Raw genomic sequence first — 19,087 nt, 5'->3', positions numbered from 1 at the left:
CTCCCGCTCGCGGGGGAGGGTTAGGGTGGGAAGCTGCCACCGCTGCGGAAACCTTTGCGGCGCGGCGGCCAAGCGGTTCTGCGAACCGCCCCTACCCCGACCTTCCCCCGCGCTCTCGCAGGGGATGGAAACGGATAGTATAGGTTTTCAGACTGTTTTTTGCTTTTTCAGACGGCCTTTGCAGGGTGTGCTGCAAGCCACGCACGCGGTCTCTTCCGTTCAAACAAAAAACCGTTCAGCACGTGCCGCACAACCCAAAGGCCGTCTGAAAACACGGCCTCAACAAAGCAAAAACCGTCCAATCCGTTTTTCAGACGGCCTAAACCCCATCCAAGAAAGCCCTACCCGCCATGTTTTCCTTCTTCCGCAAAAAACCGCCCACACCGCCCAAGCCGAAACCCCGCCCGAAACCCAGCTTTCAGACGGCCATAACACACCCGAAGCCAACCCCCTAGCCGCCATGCTCGGCCGCAACCTCGCCCAGCTCCAACAAGACCCCACCTCCCGCAAAGCCGTGCGCCGCGAATGGCTCAAATATTTCGAGCAGCACCCGATAGCCGACCTGCGCCACTACTACACCTTCCTCTTCCCCATCCTCGAACAGGCCGCCGCGCAGCAATGGCAGCAATGGCAGGGCTTGGACGAATTCGCCGCCCTGTTTGCCCAGCGCAAATTCATCGCCGAACGCTACGACAACACCCGCCAAACCGGCGAAGTCCTCGCCGAATACGGCGCACAACTGGCCAAACACCTCGCCGCCGCCACCGCCGCCCCGCTGCCGAGCGACACCCGCGCCGCAAACTGGCTCGGCAGCCTGCTCGACCTCTACTTCCACCACAGCACCCACGACCAGCCCGAAAACCTCACCCCCGCCGCTGCCCTCGTCCGCCCCTACCTGCAACGCTTCCCCGAACAATACAGCGGCTTCTTTGAAAGCTACCTCGAACAAGCCCCCGACCCCGCCGCCGCCTTCGCCACCCTGCTCGCCCTCGGTGCGCAAAACCGGCAGGACTACTGCCTCAGCCAAATGTTCGGCGACGGCGACACCGACAGCTTCCCCTACCGCCACGCCGCCGCCATCCTCCAAACCGCCCTGCCCCAATGCGGCGCGGCACAAATCGAAACCCTGCAACAACAAGTGCTGGAAGAATTTGAATTGACAGAGAACGGCGCAAGCGACATCGCCGACACCCGCCCCGGCCTCGTCAAATGGCTCAAACGAAGCCGCGTCGTGCGCGACAACATCCGCCTGCTCGCCGAAGCCGCCCCCGACACCCCCGCCGCCGCCGTCCTGCGCGGTCTGATCCCCGCCGCCCAAGCTGCCATCGAAGACCTCGCCCATCTGCCCGAACTCCGACGCATCACCGGCCTCGAAAACCTCAACCCGCCCCCCGCCCTCGTAGCCGAATTGCAAAAACGCGGCATCCGGCTGGCAACGCAGGAAGAATACGACCACGCAGCCGAAGAAGACTGATGGCCGCAAACCGAAAGGCCGTCTGAAAAACGGATTTTTCAGACGGCCTCCGCCGCTAGTAGGTCGGGCATTTATGCCCGACAGGCACCGGCACATTTCAAAAACGTCGGGCATAAATGCCCGACCTACAACAACGGTTCGGGCTTTGGGAAAACGCGCGGATTCGTTGTGTAGCAGGGAACGCGTGCGTCGCCTCGGGGCGGCACACCCTGCGTCAGATTCGGCATGTGCCGTATGAGAACAGGCCGTCTGAAAAGCCGTAGGTCGGATACTTGTATCCGCAACATCCTGTGTGCCAAGATTATTCTGCGGGAAAACAAGGCAGTCTGGGTTAAGACCCAACGCCCGCGCAACCCGCCGATGTCGGGTTTGACAACCCAAGCTACCCGCTGAAAAACAGATTTCCAGTAAGTAGGTCGGGCATTTATGCCCGACAGGCACCGGCACATTTCAAAAACGTCGGGCATAAATGCCCGACCTACGACTACCCGCTGCGTTTTGGCTGCGCCACATGCCCTGCAAAGGCCATCTCCTCTCCCGCTCGTGGGGGAGGGCTAGGGTCTGTTGACATTCAACTTTTGCAGCGGATTTTGCGTCATAAAACGGCAGATGCAAGGCGAAAATGCGAGCCTATGCCGTCCATTGCGGGTATTTTCAACGCGGCAGATGCCGTTTTAGGGCGTAAAAGCCGCCAAAACGTTGATTGTCAACAGACCCTAGGGTGGGAGCGGTTGCGGTTTGGAAACCCTTTGCGGCGCGGCGGCCAAGCGGTTCTGCAAACTGCCCCCGCCCCTCCTCCGCGCTTTCGCAGGGGAGAAAAAAACGGCAGCCATGCAGGGTGGGTCAAGACCACCCCGCATGGCTTTTCAGACGGCCTCTTTATCTTTTCTACGCCCCACACGGTTTGCCCGCCGCCTGCGCCGTGCTATCCTGCCGCCGTCTCCGTTTTCAGAAATGTCATCCCCGCGCAGGCGGGGACGGCCTTTTTCCGCCAGCCGCCATGCCGTTTTACCTGCTCAGTGCCCTTGCCGCCGGCATCGTCCTTTCCTTCGCGCTGCCTTCCGTGCCGCCGCTTCCCGTTTGGGCGGCGGCTTTCTGCTGCGCGGCGGCGGTGTTTTGGCGGCGCAGGCGGGCGGGTTTGTGGGCGGCGGTGTTTGTGGCGGGCGCGCTGTGGGGCGTGTGGCGCACCGAAGCCGCGCTCGATGCCCGCTGGCCGTCTGAAAAACAGGGGCAGAGCGTCGCGCTCACCGTGCATGTGGCCGGTTTGGCGCAGGACGACGGCCGCCGCGTGCGCGTTTTGGCCGACGCACTCGCCGACGACGGCCGCCGCTACCGCGTGCAGCTGGCCGATTTCGGGCGGCGCGAGTGGCCGGCGGGCAGCACCTGGCGGCTGAACGTGCGCCTGCGCGCGCCCGTCGGCGAAGCCAATCTGCGCGGTTTCGACCGCGAAGCCTGGGCTTTGGCCAACGGCATCGACGCGCTGGGCACAGCGGGGGCGGCGCGGCAGGCGGCGCAGTGGCCAGGCGGTTTGTCCGACGCGTTTTCAGACGGCCTGCTGCGCCTGCGCGAACGCATCAGTGCAAGCTGGCAACGTATGCCGCCCGAGGCCGCCGAGGGCGCGGCACTGATGCGCGCGCTGGCGGTGGGCGAGCAGGACGCGCTGGACAACCAATGGTGGCAGGCGTTCCGCCCGCTCGGCCTCAACCATCTGGTGAGCGTGTCCGGCCTGCACGTTACCATGGTGGCGGTGCTGTTCGGCTGGCTGGCGCACGGCCTTTTGCGCCTGCTGCCCGCCCCACCGCACCGCCCCCGCGCGTGGGTGCTGGGCGCGGGCGCGGCGGCGGCTTTGTTTTACACCGCGCTGGCCGGTTTCGCCGTGCCCACCGTGCGCTCGCTGCTGATGATTGCCGCCGTGTCCGCCGCCTGGCTCGCGGGCGGCACCGCGCTGGCCTGGCGCGGCTGGTGGTTCGCGCTGGCCGCCGTGCTGTTTGCCGACCCCGCCGCCGCGCTCTCGGCCGGAAGCTGGCTCTCCTTCGGCCTCGTCGCCGCGCTGTTGTGGACGGACGCCTGGCGCGTCGGCGGCGGCACATGGTACGGCACCGCCCTGCGCGCCCAGTGGGCGGCCACCCTTGCCACCGTCCCCGCCGCCGGCCGCCTGTTTTCCGCCCTGCCCGCCGCCTCGCCGCTGGCCAACGCCCCGGCGATTCCGTGGTTTTCATGGATACTCGTCCCCCTCGCGCTGGCCGGTTCGCTGCTGCCGTTTTACCCGCTGCAATACGCGGCATCATGGCTGGGCGGGCAGACCCTGCACGCGCTGGCTTGGGCGGCGCGTTACGCGCCCGAATGGGGCGTGGCCGCCGCCCCGCTGCCGCTGCTGCTCTTGGCCTGCGCCGCCTGCTCCGTCCTCATGCTGCCGCGCGGCGCGGGGCTGCGGCCGTGGGCGGCGTTGGTGCTGGCGGGTTTTGTGTTTTACCGCCCCGCGCCGCCGGAGAAAGGCCGTCTGAAAACCGTCGTGATTGATGTGGGACAGGGTTTGTCGGTGTCTTTTCAGACGGCCTCCCACAGCCTGATATTCGACACCGGCACCGCAGGCGCGGCGCAGATGCAGACCCTGCCCGCCCTGCGCGGCGCGGGCGTGCGCCGCCCCGACATCCTCGCCCTCTCCCACCACGACGCCGACCACGACGGCGGCGCGCCGCTCATCGCCGCCGCCCTCGCCCCCCGCGCCGTGCTGGCCGGACAGCCGCAGTATTACCCGCAGGCGCAAAGCTGCCGCAGCGAAGCGGCCTGGGAATGGGACGGCGTGCGCTTTGAGTGGCTGGACACCGGCGGCGGCGGCGCGGGCGACAACGGCCTCAGCTGCGTGCTGCGCGTCGTCGCGGGCGGCACGGCCGTGCTGGTAACGGGCGATTTGGACGCGCGCGGCGAAGCCGAACTCATCCGCCGCTACGGCGCGAAACTGCGCGCGCAGGTGCTGGTGCTCGGCCACCACGGCAGCAAAAGCGCGTCCTCCGGCGCGTTCCTCAACACCGTCGCCCCGCAATACGCCGTCGCCTCCGCCGGCTTCGGCAACCCCTACGGCCACCCCGCCCGCGAAGTGCAGACCCGCCTGTCCGCCCACGGCATCACCCTGCTGCGCACCGACCGCCAAGGCGCGTGGCAGTTCGACACCGTCGGCGACACCGTCTCCGCCCGTCCCGCCGCGCCCAAACGGTTTTACTGGCAGCAGAAACCGTTTGACGATTAAGCCGCCCCGATAACGGAGAGGCCGTCTGAAAAACGGCAGACACGGTTTTTCAGACGGCCTTTGGGTTTGCGGCAAAAACCGCGTGCGCGGCTGCGCCACACACCCTACAACGGATTCGGCATGGGCGGAACGGCAACAGGCCGTCTGAAAAGATTTCATTTTTTCAGACGGCCTCCGCCCTTGGGTAGGGTGTGTCGCCTCAAGGCGACGCACGCGTTTTATGCCGCTTCGACAAATCCGCGCTTTCCAATGGCAGAAACACGAAAGGCCGTCTGAAAACTGCACCACGCGGCTTTCAGACGGCCTTTGGGTTGCGGCAAAAACCGCGTGCGCGGCTGCGCCACACACCCTGCCTTGGCGGCACAGACAAGCGGAGCAATCGCGGGTATAGTGCCGCCGTATCCCGTTCCAACCGTTTTGAAAGGAAACCGCCATGCAGCTTGCCGATCCCGCCCTGTTGCAGACCCGCTGCCTGATCGGCGGGCAGTGGCGCGATGCCGACAGCGGCCGCACCCTGCCCGTTGCCAACCCCGCCACGGGTCAAACCGTCGCCGCCGTGCCCGATATGGACGAAGCGGAAACGCGCCGCGCCGTGGATGCCGCATGCGCCGCGCAGAAAGAATGGGCATCGCGCCCCGCCGCCGAACGCGGCCGCCTGCTGCGCCGCTGGTTCGATCTGATGACGCGGCATCAAGACGACCTCGCCGCCATCCTCACCGCCGAGCAGGGCAAGCCGCTCGCCGAAGCGAAGGGCGAGATTGCCTACGGCGCGTCGTATGTCGAATGGTTCGCCGAAGAGGCCAAACGGGTTTACGGCGACACCATTCCCGCGCTCAACGCCGACCAGCGCATCAGCGTCATCCGCCAGCCGGTCGGCGTGTGCGCGGCGGTTACGCCGTGGAACTTCCCCAATGCGATGATTACGCGCAAGGCCGCGCCCGCGCTGGCCGCCGGCTGCGCCTTTATCGTGCGCCCGGCCTCGAAAACGCCGCTCTCCGCCCTCGCGCTGGCCGAGTTGGCGCAAAGGGCGGGCATTCCGGCGGGGGTGTTCAACGTGCTGACCGGCTCCTCGCGCGCCATCGGCGGCGTGCTCACCGGCGACGCGCGGGTGCGCAAATTCAGCTTCACCGGCTCGACCGAAGTCGGCCGCGAACTGATGGCGCAGTGCGCGGCCACGGTGAAAAAAGTGTCGCTGGAACTGGGCGGCAACGCGCCCTTTATCGTGTTTGACGACGCCGACATCGACGCGGCGGTGGCCGGCGCGATCGCCAGCAAGTTCCGCAACGCGGGGCAGACCTGCGTGTGCGCCAACCGCTTTTACGTGCAAAGCGGCGTGTACGACGAGTTTGCCGCCAAGTTCGCCGCCGCCGCAGGCCGTCTGAAAACCGGCAACGGCATGAAGCCGGACACCGACATCGGCCCCCTAATCGACGAAGCCGCCGCCGCCAACGTGCGCCGCCTGCTGGACGACGCGCTGGCCAAAGGCGGCCGGCTCTTGTGCGGCGGCGTTTCAGACGGCCTCTTCATCACCCCCGCCGTGATTGCCGATGCTGCGGCAGAGATGGCCGTATCGCGCGAAGAAATCTTCGGCCCGCTCGCACCGCTGTTCCGTTTCCACACCGAAGAAGAAGCCGTCGCGCTGGCCAACGACACCGAATACGGCCTGGCCGCCTATTTTTACAGCCGCGACATCGGCCGCATCACCCGCGTGTCCGAAGCCCTCGAATACGGCATGGCCGCCGTCAACACCGGCGCGCTCTCCAACGCCGCCGCCCCCTTCGGCGGCGTGAAGCAGTCGGGTATCGGCCGCGAAGGCTCGCGCTACGGCATGGACGAATATCTGGAAATGAAATACATCGTAACTGCGGGCATCGGGGCGTAGGGTCTGTTGACAATCAGCTTTGCGGCGGTGTTTTTGGCAAAAAACACCCGCCTGCCGCGTCAAAAATGCTCGCAAGCCGAATGCCAACAGACCCTAGACCGTCTGAAAAACACGCACACAGGCCGTCTGAAAAACGGGTTTTCCCTTTTTTCAGACGGCCTCTGCCGCATTGCGCCGCCCGCCAATCCTCCATAAAATGCCGCGCATGAACGAAAACCTCCAACGCCTCAACCCCGCCGGCGGCGGCAACCCACTGCGCAACGCCGAACACGTCGCCTCCATGCTCAAACTGATGGCGCACCCCCACCGCCTGATGCTGCTGTGCCTGCTCTCAGAAGGCCAGCGCAGCGTGAGCGAGCTGGCCGACATCCTCGGCATCAGCCAAACCACCCTCTCCAACCACCTCACCAAGCTGCGCGACGCCAAACTCGTCGACTACAACCGCTACCACCGCATCCTCGAATACCGCCTCGCCGCGCCCGAAGCGCAAACCATCCTCGACGTATTGAGCGGCATGTGCCTCAACCGCAGCCCGAAAGCCGATTCCGACCCCGCCGCCCCTGCCGAAGCCCCCGCGCCGCAGTGTCCCTTTTCCGCCGACAAAAAACCGCCCCGCAAACCATGAAAATCGCCACCTGGAACGTCAATTCCCTCAACGTGCGCCTGCCGCAGGTGCAAAACTGGCTCGCCGAACACCAACCCGACATCCTCGCCTTGCAGGAACTCAAACTCGACCAAGACAAATTCCCCGCCGCCGCCCTCGCCATGATGGGCTGGCAATGCGCGTGGAGCGGCCAGAAAACCTACAACGGCGTGGCCATCGTCAGCCTCCACCCGCTGCACGACGTGCGCACCGGCCTGCCCGCCCTGCCCGACGACCCGCAGCGGCGCGTCATCGCCGCCACCATTGGCGGCGTGCGCGTCATCAATGTCTACTGCGTCAACGGCGAAGCCCCCGACAGCCCCAAGTTCCAATATAAAAAACAATGGTTTGCCGCGCTCACCGAATTCGTGCGCGGCGAGCTTGCCCGCCATGACAAACTGGTTCTGCTCGGCGACTTCAACATCGCCCCCGCCGACGCCGACTGCTACGACCCGGAAAAATGGCGCGGCAAAATCCTCTGCACCGACCAAGAACGCGGCTGGTTCCAAACCCTGCTCGGTTTGGGCTTGACCGACAGCCTGCGCCGCATCCACCCCGAAGGCGCGTTTTACACCTGGTTCGACTATCGCGGCGCGATGTTCCAACGCGGCCTCGGCCTGCGCATCGACCATCTGCTCACCACCCCCGCCCTCGCCGCCGCGTTGCAAAACGCGGCCGTGGATTTGGACGCCCGCGCCCAGGAACGCCCCAGCGACCACGCGCCGGTGTGGGCGGAGTTTGCTTTGCAGCCAACGGATCAGGCCGTCTGAAAAGGTTTTCAGACGGCCTCTGCCCTGAGGCAGCTGGTGTAGGATGTGTGGCGCAAACCGCGCACGCGGTTTCGGATTTGCGGGAAGGCTCGGATTTCGTGATGCGTCAAAGACCGCGTGCGTGGCTTGCGCCACACACCCTACAAAAGGTTCGGCATGGGCGGATACGGCAAGGTTTCGTTTTTTCAGACGGCCTGAACGGCAAAAACCGCACCCGCATACCAGTCGGCCACAAAACGCGCAATCTGCGCCGCGTCGTTGATGTCCAGCAGCGGGCAGGCGCAGTTTGGCGTGTAGTCCGCCGCCACCGCCAGCACATGGCCGTCCATTTCGGGCAGCGGTTTGTCTATGCCTTTGCGGTGCAGCATGATTTTCGGCAGCGGCTCGTGTTTGAAACCCTCCACCAGCACCAAATCCGCCAGCGCGGGGTCGAACTGCCGCGCCAGATAATCAAATGGAGCGGGCTCTTGCGGCGTTTCGGTCATCAGTGCCCAGCGGTTGCCGCAGGCCATGATCACCTGCGCCGCGCCCGCTTCGGTCATGCGGCGGCTGTCTTTGCCGGGGCGGTCGGTCTGCGCGTCGTGGTGGCTGTGTTTGACCACCGCCGCACGCAGGCCGAGGACGCGAAGCTGCGGCAGCAGTTTTTCCAGCAGCGTGGTTTTGCCGCTGCCGCTGTATCCGGTGATGCCGAGGATGGGGAGCATGTTGTCCTCCTGTAACTGATTTATCTGTTTCAAACTTTGCATAGGGTGTGGCGCAAGACGCACACCGCCGTTACTGCAAAACGGGTGTGTCTTACGCTGCACACCCTACATTTTGTGTTGTTTCACCATATCATTATAGGCCGTCTGAAACCTTTTCAGACGGCCTCCGAATACGGAATCCCCCGCCATGAAACCGGCTTTCAAACCCACCTTGCTCAAACTGTTTGCCGTCGGCGTGCTGTTTTACAGCAGCTACGGCCTGGCCAATTTCCTTGCCTCGCGCCGCGCTTTTGTGCCCGAAATCGCGTTCGGCTGGGAGCGCGGCATTCCGTTTTGGGCGTGGACGGTCGTGCCCTACTGGTCGCTGAACCTGATGTATGCGGCGGCGTTTTTCCTCTGCCGCAGCGTGCGCGGACAAAACCGCTATGTTTCGCGGCTGGTGGCGGCGCAGTGCGTCGCATTTGTCTGCTTTGTCTTGTTTCCGCTGCATTTTTCTTGGGAAAAACCGCCCTATGGCGGCCTTGCTGGACTGCTGTTCGACGCGCTGCTGGCGTTTGACGCGCCGTATAACCAGGCCCCGTCGCTGCACATCGCGCTCACGGTGATCGTCGGCGCGTTTTATTGGCGGCGGTTTCCCAAAATCCGCCTGCCGCTGCTTGCCTGGCTGGGGCTGATTGCGCTGTCGGTGCTGACCACCTACCAGCACCATTTTATCGACGTTCCCACCGGTGCGCTGCTGGGTTTCGGAGTGTTGTGGGCGTTGCCGCAGCACGGTGAAAGCCCGTTAAAACAGTTTTTCAGACGGCCTTTCAACCGAAACGGCCGTTATGCCGGCCGTTATCTGGCGGGCGCGGTTTTGGCCGCCCTGCCCGCCTTTTGCGGCGGCGCATGGCTGTGGACGCTGTGGCTGAGTGCGGCACTGCTGATGGTTGCCTGCGCCTATTTTTGCGCCAACCCCGCCGTGTTCCAAAAACAGCAAAACGGCAGGCTCTCCCCCGCCGCCGCCGTCCTGCTGCTGCCTTATCTGGCCGCCGCGCGGGCGGTCTGGGCGGTTTGGCTGCGCGGCCGCGAGAAAAATTCCGCCGTGCAAGGCGGCGTGTTTGTCGGCAGCGTCCATCACGCCGCCGGTTTTCCCGCCGTGTTCGACCTCTGCGCCGAATACCCCTGCCGCCACCATGCCGCCGCCTACCGCGCCATGCCGCTGCTCGATCTGCTTGTTCCTACCCCAAACGACCTGGCACGCGCCGCCGCCGAGATCGAACAGATGCGCCGCACGCACGGGCGCGTATTGGTCTGCTGCGCCTTGGGCTACGGACGCAGCGCGGCGGCCGTGCTGGCCTGGCTGGCGGCCTGCGGCGGCTGCAAAAACATCGGCGAAGCCGCCGCCGTTCTGCAACAGGCAAGGCCGCATGCGGTTTTGACACCCGCCGTTACCGCCGCCGAAACGGCCGCCGCCCTCGTCCGCAAGGCTGAGGCCGTCTGAAAAACCCCAAACGCCCGCCCATACCCGCGAAAGCCGACCATGACCGACGACCAAACCCAAGCCCTGCTCACCGCCCGCCTGCTGGCCACCCTGCCCTACACCGCCGCCGCCAACGCCCTGCTGTTCGCCCTCTCGGCACAGGCGGGCGGCCTCGGTTTCGCCCTGCACCTGCCGCTGGCCGCCGCGCTGGCCTGCTGCCACATCCGCCTCGATTTCGACCGCCGCATCTTTGCAGACTTCGCCCTCGGCCTCTGCACGCCCGCAGCCTTCGACCAAGCCCTCGCGCAAAGCGGCCTGCGCCGCAAAATTCCGCCCGCCCGCCCCATGGCGCGGCGCGGCGCGGGCGCACTGTCCCTGTGGCGCAAATACCTGTACCTCACGGCGGCGCAAATGCTGCTGCTGGCGGCACAGGCCGTCTGAAAAACGGTTTTTTTATGTTTTCAGACGGCCTCTTACCGTTTTGTCCGCACCGAACCGCGCAACGGTTGCGGCACGGCGGCGGGTGAGGCTGATGCAGGGTGTGTGGCGCAAACCACGCACGCGGTTGCTGTTTGGGGGAACGGGCAGATTCGTTGCGGCGCATGGAACGCGTGCGTCGCCTCGGGGCGACACACCCTACCTCGGCGGCAAGAGGCCGTCTGAAAAACGGATTTTGTTTTTTCAGACGGCCTTTCGTGTTTCCCGTATTGGAACGCGCGGATGCGTTGTGCAACGGAAACCGCGTGCGTTGCCTTGGGGCGACACACCCTACCTTGACGGCAGAGGCCGTCTGAAAAAAACAAACCTTTTCAGACGGCCTTATGCTCTGGCGCGCACGTCGAATGCCTGGCGCAGTCCTTCGCCTATCATCACCAGCAGCAGCAGCATGACGGTGAGTGTGGCGACGGCGGGCAGGCCGATCCACCAGGCGTCGAGGTTGTCTTTGCCCTGCGCGAGCATTTCGCCAAGGCTGGCCTGCGATGCGGGCACGCCCAGGCCGAGGAAGTCGAGGCTGGTGAGGGCGAGCACCGCGCCACAGATGCGGAAGGGCAGGAAGGCGAGCACGGGGGTGAGGCTGTTGGGCAGGATGTGCCGCCACATAATCGCGCCGCTGCCCGCGCCCATCGCGCGGGCGGCCAGCACGTAGTCGGCCTGGCGGTTTTTGAGAAATTCGGCGCGCACGTAGTCAGAAAGCCCCATCCAGCCGAACAGCGACAGCAGGGCCAGCAGCAGGAGCAGGCCGGGGTTGAAAAACGAGGAGAGGATGATCAGCAGGTAGAGTTCGGGCATGCCGCTCCAAATTTCGATCAGGCGTTGCATGACGAGGTCGGTTTTGCCGCCGAAGTAGCCCTGCACCGCGCCGGCGGCGGTGCCGATGGCGGTGGTGAGGGCGGTGAGGGCGAGGGCGAACAGCAGCGAGTCGCGGAAGCCGTATACCAGCCGCGCCAGTACGTCGCGCCCGCGGTCGTCGGTGCCCAGAAGGTGGGCGGCCGAGGGGGCGGCGGGGTCGGGGGCGGTGTCGGAATCGTTGAGGGTGGCGGCGGCGTAGGGGTTGGGCGGGTAGAGGGCGTGATTGCCGCCGGTGGTGATGTTGCGGCGTGTCAGCGGGTCGAGGTAGTCGGCAGGGGTGTCGAAATCGCCGCCGAAGTCGCGGTCGTGGTAGCCGGCAAACAGCGGGAAATAATGCGCGCCGCGATACTGTATCCACAGGGGTTTGTCGTTGCTCCACAGCGGGGCGGCCAGCGCGGCGGCAAAGAGGGCGGCGAGCAGCAGGAGGCTGCAATAGCCGCGTTTGTGGCGTTTGAACGCCTGCCACGCGCTGCGGTTCGGGGTGTCGGGCATGTTGTCGTTCCGTTTTTGAATTTGAGGCCGTCTGAAAAACCGTTTCGCGCTTTTTCAGACGGCCTTTGCGTGTGAGGACAAAGGCCGCGAAGATAGCAGTTTTCAGACGGCCTTGCCATGCGCGGATAAAAACGCTTGCCAATGCGCGACGGTGCGTTTAGAATGTTACAGCATAACAAAACAAGGAGTGTTACCGATATGAAAGCAGGCATCCATCCGGAAAACTACCGCACCGTGCTGTTTTTCGACAGCGGCGCGGACGAGGGCTGGCTCATCCGCTCGTGCGCCGACACGCACGGCAAAACGATGGTGTGGCGCGACGGCAACGAGTATCCCGTCTTTATGCTCGACACCTCGTCGGCCTCCCATCCCGTGTACACCGGCAAACGCCGCGAGTTTGCCAACGAAGGCCGCGCCAGCCGCTTCCAGCAGCGTTTCGGCGGCCTGTTCGATTCCGTAAGAAAGGACAAATAATGCAGGTTCTATCCTCCCTGAAAACCGCGAAAACCCGCCACCGCGACTGCCAAATCGTGCGCCGCCGGGGCAAGGTTTATGTGATTTGCAAGAGCAATCCCCGTTTCAAAGCACGGCAGCGTTGATTCCGAGACGTTGCGTTCACAGACAAAGGCCGTCTGAAAAGCGTTTTTCAGACGGCCTTTGTCTTTGCGCGGCCTACTACGGCAGATGCGGCGCAAACCGCCATTCGCCCGGCCGCAGCGCGCAGCCGGACAGATTCAGACGGCCTATCCCCACCCGCACCAGCCGCAGGCAGGGATAGCCCGCCTTGGCCGTCATCCGCCGCACCTGCCGGTTTTTTCCCTCCGCAATTTTGATTTCCAGCCAGAAATCCGGCACGGTTTTGCGCAAGCGCACCGGCGGCACGCGCGGCCACAGCGCGTCTGTTTCACCCGCATCGGGCAGGCGGATTTTGGCCGGACGCGCGACAAAGTCCCCCAAATCCATCGGCCTTTGCAGCGCGGCGAGTTTGTCCGCCTGCGGGCTGCCTTCGAGCTGCGCCCAATAGGTTTTTTCCAGCTTGAACTTCGGATGCGCAATCCGTGCCTGCATGCGCCCGTTGCACGTCAAAAGCAGCAGCCCTTCGCTGTCGGTATCCAGCCGCCCCGCCGGATAAAAGCCCGGCGCGTCGATAAAGTCTTTCAAACTGCGGTGTTTTTCGTGCGCGCCAAACTGGCAGACCACGCCGCAGGGCTTGTTGAACACAATCAAATCATCCATTTTTTACGCAAACCGTTTTTCAGACGGCCTATTGTAACCGCCGCTGGCAAAAATTTACCAAATCCCGCATAATCGCGCGGCTGCACGCCGCTTACAAGACGCGTGCGTTTTTAGGGCGTGCCGACATTCAACATTTTGGCGGCCTTTACGCCCTAAAACGGCATCTGCCGCGTTGGAAACACTCGCCTATGGACGGCATAGGCTCGTGTTTCCGCCTTGCATCTGCCATTTTATGCCGCAAAGTTCGCTTCAAAAGTTGAATGTCAACACGCCCTACAAGAAAACGACCAAACAGGAGACACCATGAGTCATATCAGCGTACCCGCCGCAGGCGCGAAAATCATCCCCGGCCAAGCCGTTCCCAACAATCCGATCATCCCCTTTATCGAAGGCGACGGCATCGGCGCGGACATCACGCCGGTGATGAAAGACGTTATCGACGCGGCCGTGGCCAAAGCCTACGGCGGCGCGAAAAAAATCCACTGGATGGAAGTGTATGCCGGCGAAAAAGCCACCAGAATCTACGGCGAAAACGTCTGGCTGCCCGAAGAAACCCTTGCCGCGCTCAAAGAATACGCCGTTTCCATCAAAGGTCCGATGACCACGCCCGTCGGCGGCGGCATCCGCTCGCTCAACGTCGCCCTGCGCCAAGACCTCGACCTCTACCAGTGCGTGCGCCCCGTGCGCTACTTCAACGGCGTGCCCTCGCCGCTCAAAGACCCAAGCAAAACCGATATGGTCATCTTCCGTGAAAACACCGAAGACATCTACGCCGGCATCGAATGGGAAGCCGAAAGCGAAAACTGCAAAAAAGTCATCGATTTCCTGCAAAACGAAATGGGCGTCAGCAAAATCCGCTTCCCCGAAACCTCCGGCATCGGCATCAAACCCGTTTCCAAACAAGGCACGCAGCGCCTGGTACGCGCCGCCATCCGCTACGCCGTCGACAACGACAAACCCAGCGTAACCCTCGTGCACAAGGGCAACATCATGAAGTTTACCGAGGGCGGCTTCCGCGACTGGGGCTACCAGGTTGCCAAAGAAGAATTCGGCGCGCAAGCCATCGACGGCGGCCCGTGGTGTTCGTTCAAAAACCCGAAAACCGGCCGCGAAATCATCGTCAAAGACGCCATTGCCGACGCCTTTTTGCAGCAAATCCTGCTGCGCCCCGCCGAATACAGCGTCATCGCCACCCTCAACCTCAACGGCGACTACATCTCCGACGCGCTGGCCGCGCAGGTCGGCGGCATCGGCATCGCTCCCGGCGCGAACATCTCCGACCAATACGCTATCTTCGAAGCCACCCACGGCACCGCGCCCAAATACGCCGGCCAAGACAAAGTAAACCCCGGCTCGCTGATTCTGTCGGCCGAAATGATGCTGCGCCATCTGGGCTGGACTGAAGCGGCCGACCTGGTGATTAAAGCGATGGAAAAAGCCATCGCCGACAAACAGGTAACCTACGATTTCGCCCGCCTGATGGACGGCGCAAACGAAATCTCCTGCTCCGCTTTCGGCAAAGCGATGATCGATCGGATGTAAACACGCCACGAGCGACAAGAGGCCGTCTGAAAACCATAAAACACGGTTTTCAGACGGCCTCTTTACCATCGCGCCGCAACAGAAATACAGAATATGGAAACTTCGGCCGAATCCTGTATAATCCGCCCTTCCTATCTGGGGGCGATCTTGGTTTCGACGGGGGTTGCGAAGCAGATGCGGGCATACCGGGGTCTCAGATTTCCCGTAAAACACTGAACGAAAATAGTCGCAAACGACGAATCTTACGCACTGGCCGCCTAAGGCCTGCCGTTGCAGCAGCTTGTCAATGGGCTGTGCGGGGCAACCCGCCGCAACGTCATCCCACATTGACTGGTTTTCCGCCGGGTTACTTGGCGGGAAATAAGATCTAAGGTAACTGGTTTCCCGAGAGCCCGTCTGCCGGCGCGAGGGGAACAAGATTCCAAGTTGGCAAGACTAAGTATGTAGAACGCTTTGTAGAGGACTTTCGGACGGGGGTTCAATTCCCCCCGCCTCCACCAAACCCACTATTCCGGCGTATGCAGGAATGACAAAAACCGCTAATCCGACAAAGATTTAGCGGTTTTTTTATTACCTGCCGTGTGCTGGCGTATTCTTGCGTATCCGTGCTTTATGGGGTAACTTTTGGGGTAACTTTTTCGAAACCACCCTAAAACCTGCCTAAAAAGCAGGCAAATTACAGGCCGTTTTTTGCCGAAAGTTACCCCAAAAACCGCGCAATCCATTGTGCCGCAATGCTTGCAGCGGTTTTTCATGTTACCCCAAAAGCTACCCCAAAATGCCGAAAGCCGTTACCCCTTTGACTGACGCCCAATGTAAACGCCTTGCCATCCCCGAAAGCGGCACGGCGCAGCTTGCCGACGGCGGCGGGCTGACTTTGCAGGCTGGCAGGGGCGGGAAGTACTGGCGGCTGCGCTACTACCATCCGCAGACGGGAAAGCGTGAGGAGATGCGCTTAGGCGTTTATCCGGCGGTAAGCCTGCGGGCGGCACGGGCAAAACGTGAGGAGGTGCGCCGCCTGATCGAACAGGGCATAGACCCGAAACAACGCAATAATCAGGCTTTGGGCAGCTTTGAGGCTGTTGCCCGCCGCTGGCACGCCGACCAGTGCGCCAAGCCGGACAAGTGGACGGATGGCCATGCAAAGCGCGTTTTGCGCAGCTTGGAATTGCACGTTTTCCCCGCTTTTGGCGGCCTGCCCGTGGACGGTATCGAGCCGCTGCGGGTATTGGAAACGCTGCAAAGGCTGGAAGCGGCAGGCAAGAACGATACCGCCCGCAAAGTGTTTGACGTGGTAAATCAGGTTTTCGGCTATGCCGTGCGCCTGCACCTGATTCCCTACAACCCTGCATCCGAGCTGCGGGCGGAACTGGCAGAGGTGCAACAGCGGAACTTTGCCCATTTGTCCGACACGGCAGAGTTACGGCAGATGCTGCTGGATTTTGACGGCTACACGGGCAGCCCGCAGGTGCGGACGCTGTTACGGCTTTCCCCGCTGGCGTTTGCAAGGCCGTCTGAATTGCGTTTGATGAGATGGGCGGAACTGGACTTGCCCGCCGCCCTTTGGGAGAAAGACGGGCGGGATATGAAAAACGGGCTGGATTTTGCCGTGCCGTTAAGCAGCCAAGCCGTGAAGCTGATTGAGGATTTGCGCCCTTTTACGGGGCATTATGAATTTGTGTTTGCCCGCAGCGGGCGGGTATTGAGCGAAGGGGCAATCAGGAAAGCCCTTGAACGCATGGGCTATAAGGGCAGGCAGACGGCGCACGGCTTCCGCCATATCGCAAGCACGCGGCTGAACGAGATGGGTTTTAACCGCGACTGGATAGAACGGCAGCTTGCCCATAAAGAGCCGAACCAAACCCGCGCCGCCTACAACAAAGCGCAATACCTGCCGCAACGGGCGCAGATGATGCAGGCATGGGCGGATTATCTGGACGAGCTGAAAAAATAGCGTTTCCCGCCCCGGAAATGCACGGCGTTTCTGCCGCTTTCCCATGCACAAGGGAATCGCGCTAGAAACGCTGTTTTTGCGCGCAAAAGTTTCCCATCAGGAAACAATCATGCCTGATTGTTTCTTCCGAAAACGCTATACGCGCGAGAAAAAACGCGTTTTAGGTTGTTATGTTGTTATGTTTGGTATTAACTTATTTATTTTTAAAAGAAAAAAACATAACAACCTGCATAACAACTGCCGTTTTCAGGTTGTTATGGTTGTTATGTTTTCAGCCTGAAAAGCCAAACCGCCGCCAATACCCCCAGAACGCGCTAGGATTGATTTTGCACCCTGCCCGCTACCTACCATTGCCAGCGCATTTAACCGCGCTAAAAACGCAACATAGGGGCGGGAAACGGCATCGCACTTGAAAAGGCCGTCTGAAAATCCCGTTGCAAGGTTTCAGACGGCCTCAAATGCCGTTTTGAATTTCAAGTTTTTTCAAGTTCTACTCGCCAATTTGCCGTCTCCGCACTGTCCCCCGCCATAATCGCCGCCCGATAGTGTTTGAATAATAACATTTGCTAACAGGGGCGGGATTTTTGCGAATATCCCAGCATACGCAAGAACGCGGTTGACTACACCCCGAAACGGGATTATATTGCCCGCATGAAAATCATATCCGTATCCGCCCTGCGGGCATTTTGGGAAACGCACCCCGACGCGGAACAGCCCCTGAAAGCGTGGCATGAAGAAGCGAAGACCGCCCAATGGTGCACCATGCACGACATCAAGCGGCAGTTCGGCAGCGCAAGCATCCTGAAAAACAACCGCGTTGTTTTCAACATCAAGGGCAACCGCTACCGCCTGATCGTGGCGTTTTGGTTTGCCGCCCAATACGGCTACATCAAATTCATCGGCACACATGCCGAATATGACAAAGTGGACGCGGAAACGGTAGAAAGGCCGCAATCATGAACATCAAACCCATACGAACCGATGCGGACTACCGCGCCGCCCTGCAAGAATTGGGCGTGTTTTTCGACAACGACCCCGACAACGCGACCCAAGACGAGGCCGACCGCTGCGAAGTGCTGGCCGCGCTTGTGGAGCAATACGAGGCCAAACACTGCCCGATTGATCCGCCCGACCCCATCGAGGCCATCAAGTTCCGCATGGAGCAAGGCGGCCTGACCGTGAAAGACATGGGCGGCATCATCGGCAGGCCGAACCGCGTTTACGAAGTGTTCAGCGGCAAACGCCCGTTAAGCCTTGCCATGATCCGCCGCCTGCATTCGGAGCTTGGCATATCCGCCGACATCCTGATACGAACCGTGTAGCGTCTGAAAACACCAGCCCCCGCGCCGGTGTTTTTTGCGCTTATGCGGCCTTATCCGGCAGCCCGTTTTTGCTTGGATTATTGAAAATATCGAGGCCGTCTGAAATTTTCAGACGGCCTTTACCCCTTCCCCCGATAGGACTTGAATATGTTTTTTGCAGACCGTGAAATCCTCACCCCGCAAATTTCAGAAACCAATCACGAAGCCTTCCGCATCCATCCCGCCGCCATGCTGCTGGACATTTTGGAACGCATAACCAAATCACGCGGCATCCGCCTTCCGAAACCTTCCCTGCAATACTGCGCAAAACGGCTGGCCGCCCTGCCGGACAATCCGGGCTACACCCTTCCCGAAATCTGCAAGGCGGCAGAGCGGACAAAAGCCGGTATTGCCGACCTGCTGCGCTTTCACGCCCACACATACAGCGGCCAACTGTTCAGAATCCGTGCCGACGGCCTATTGCAAGCCCTTGAATCATTCCCGCACACCAACCCGCAGAGCAACGCCAAAGGCAACCCGCGCAGGCGGCAGATACTGTTCAACATATGGCAGATTGTCCGAACGGAATTGAGCATAGAGCCTGACAACCGCCAAACCTTCGATTTGTACCGCGCCGCCATGTACCGCGAAATCCGCGAAGACGAAAAGCAGGACATAACGGAAAGATGGATTGCCGACCACCTCACCGAACGGGTAAAGGAAAAAATCAGGCAACAGGCCGAAAACGAAAAGGCCGCGCGGGCGGAGCTGGAACACAGGCGGCATCTTGAAACATTGCGGCAGGCCGCCACCCTGCCCGCAGCCCGCCCCCTGCCCGAGATGCTGGCAGCCGTGCGGCAGATGCTGACGGCCATTGCCGAAACCCGCCCCGAAATGGGCAACGCCATGATATACGCATTAGACGAAATCATCTTGCAATACAAAGAGTAAACGACCAAACCCCCAAAAAAGGCATTTTGTCCGTAACGGCCAAAGCCCGAAAAACCCGTTTTTCACGTTGCAAAAAATC

General features: G+C 61.9%; 17 protein-coding genes and 1 other RNA gene. 15 read left to right on the top strand and 3 right to left on the bottom strand.

What is annotated here, in order from left to right; all coding sequences use genetic code 11:
- The first annotated feature begins 187 nt into the window (after positions 1–187).
- From H3L91_RS06070 to xth, 5 genes are all read left to right on the top strand, one after another.
- Complete coding sequence (locus H3L91_RS06070; protein ID WP_007342731.1) at positions 188–1,474, top strand: hypothetical protein; 1,287 nt, start codon at positions 188–190, stop codon at positions 1,472–1,474.
- A gap of 1,000 nt (positions 1,475–2,474) precedes the next feature.
- The gene (locus tag H3L91_RS06065) at positions 2,475–4,721 is read left to right on the top strand and encodes a DNA internalization-related competence protein ComEC/Rec2 (RefSeq protein ID WP_040658874.1); all 2,247 of its coding nucleotides are present in this window, start codon (positions 2,475–2,477) and stop codon (positions 4,719–4,721) included.
- Between the two features lie 433 nt (positions 4,722–5,154).
- Complete coding sequence (locus H3L91_RS06060; RefSeq protein ID WP_007342727.1) at positions 5,155–6,603, top strand: NAD-dependent succinate-semialdehyde dehydrogenase; 1,449 nt, start codon at positions 5,155–5,157, stop codon at positions 6,601–6,603.
- 205 nt (positions 6,604–6,808) lie between these two features.
- Complete coding sequence (locus H3L91_RS06055) at positions 6,809–7,228, top strand: ArsR/SmtB family transcription factor (protein ID WP_049256651.1); 420 nt, start codon at positions 6,809–6,811, stop codon at positions 7,226–7,228.
- Complete coding sequence (xth, locus tag H3L91_RS06050; RefSeq protein ID WP_040658872.1) at positions 7,225–8,016, top strand: exodeoxyribonuclease III; 792 nt, start codon at positions 7,225–7,227, stop codon at positions 8,014–8,016. The genes H3L91_RS06055 and xth overlap by 4 nt, the downstream gene beginning before the upstream one ends.
- Positions 8,017–8,201: 185 nt before the next feature.
- Here the strand turns inward: xth and mobB are convergent, their stop codons facing one another.
- Positions 8,202–8,720, bottom strand: a complete 519-nt coding sequence (mobB, locus tag H3L91_RS06045; protein ID WP_040659491.1) for a molybdopterin-guanine dinucleotide biosynthesis protein B — start codon at positions 8,718–8,720, stop codon at positions 8,202–8,204.
- A 187-nt stretch (positions 8,721–8,907) separates the two neighbouring features.
- Here mobB and H3L91_RS06040 point away from each other — a divergent pair, with 187 nt between their 5' ends.
- Positions 8,908–10,203, top strand: a complete 1,296-nt coding sequence (locus tag H3L91_RS06040; protein ID WP_007342722.1) for a phosphatase PAP2/dual specificity phosphatase family protein — start codon at positions 8,908–8,910, stop codon at positions 10,201–10,203.
- Positions 10,204–10,242: 39 nt separating this feature from the next.
- Positions 10,243–10,623, top strand: coding sequence for a hypothetical protein (locus H3L91_RS06035; protein WP_007342721.1), 381 nt, complete (start codon positions 10,243–10,245; stop codon positions 10,621–10,623).
- A 378-nt stretch (positions 10,624–11,001) separates the two neighbouring features.
- Here H3L91_RS06035 and H3L91_RS06030 read toward each other — a convergent pair whose 3' ends face one another.
- Positions 11,002–12,024 (bottom strand): ABC transporter permease subunit, encoded by a 1,023-nt coding sequence (locus H3L91_RS06030; protein WP_007342720.1) that lies wholly within the window; start codon positions 12,022–12,024, stop codon positions 11,002–11,004.
- Between the two features lie 198 nt (positions 12,025–12,222).
- On the opposite strand from H3L91_RS06030, the gene H3L91_RS06025 reads away from it, so the two are divergent.
- On the top strand, positions 12,223–12,498 hold the full coding sequence (locus H3L91_RS06025) for a type B 50S ribosomal protein L31 (RefSeq protein WP_040658870.1): 276 nt from the start codon (positions 12,223–12,225) through the stop codon (positions 12,496–12,498).
- Positions 12,498–12,623, top strand: coding sequence for a type B 50S ribosomal protein L36 (gene ykgO, locus H3L91_RS06020; RefSeq protein WP_007342718.1), 126 nt, complete (start codon positions 12,498–12,500; stop codon positions 12,621–12,623). The genes H3L91_RS06025 and ykgO overlap by 1 nt, the downstream gene beginning before the upstream one ends.
- Positions 12,624–12,699: 76 nt before the next feature.
- Here the strand turns inward: ykgO and H3L91_RS06015 are convergent, their stop codons facing one another.
- A complete protein-coding gene (locus H3L91_RS06015; RefSeq protein WP_007342717.1) occupies positions 12,700–13,260 on the bottom strand; it encodes a pseudouridine synthase in 561 nt (186 codons plus the stop codon).
- Positions 13,261–13,563: 303 nt separating this feature from the next.
- Here H3L91_RS06015 and icd point away from each other — a divergent pair, with 303 nt between their 5' ends.
- From icd to H3L91_RS05985, 6 genes are all read left to right on the top strand, one after another.
- On the top strand, positions 13,564–14,802 hold the full coding sequence (icd, locus tag H3L91_RS06010) for an NADP-dependent isocitrate dehydrogenase (protein WP_040658867.1): 1,239 nt from the start codon (positions 13,564–13,566) through the stop codon (positions 14,800–14,802).
- 137 nt (positions 14,803–14,939) lie between these two features.
- Positions 14,940–15,302, top strand: a transfer-messenger RNA (tmRNA) gene (ssrA, locus tag H3L91_RS06005).
- A 278-nt stretch (positions 15,303–15,580) separates the two neighbouring features.
- Positions 15,581–16,756, top strand: coding sequence for a tyrosine-type recombinase/integrase (locus tag H3L91_RS06000; protein ID WP_007342714.1), 1,176 nt, complete (start codon positions 15,581–15,583; stop codon positions 16,754–16,756).
- A gap of 651 nt (positions 16,757–17,407) precedes the next feature.
- Positions 17,408–17,716 (top strand): type II toxin-antitoxin system HigB family toxin, encoded by a 309-nt coding sequence (locus H3L91_RS05995; protein WP_007342711.1) that lies wholly within the window; start codon positions 17,408–17,410, stop codon positions 17,714–17,716.
- A complete protein-coding gene (locus H3L91_RS05990) occupies positions 17,713–18,078 on the top strand; it encodes a helix-turn-helix domain-containing protein (protein ID WP_007342710.1) in 366 nt (121 codons plus the stop codon). The genes H3L91_RS05995 and H3L91_RS05990 overlap by 4 nt, the downstream gene beginning before the upstream one ends.
- Before the next feature lie 147 nt (positions 18,079–18,225).
- Positions 18,226–19,008, top strand: a complete 783-nt coding sequence (locus H3L91_RS05985) for a hypothetical protein (protein ID WP_007342709.1) — start codon at positions 18,226–18,228, stop codon at positions 19,006–19,008.
- Positions 19,009–19,087 lie beyond the last annotated feature (79 nt).

This window comes from Neisseria bacilliformis (assembly GCF_014055025.1).
GTDB lineage: Bacteria > Pseudomonadota > Gammaproteobacteria > Burkholderiales > Neisseriaceae > Neisseria > Neisseria bacilliformis.
This window is presented reverse-complemented; position numbering and strand designations above follow the sequence as displayed.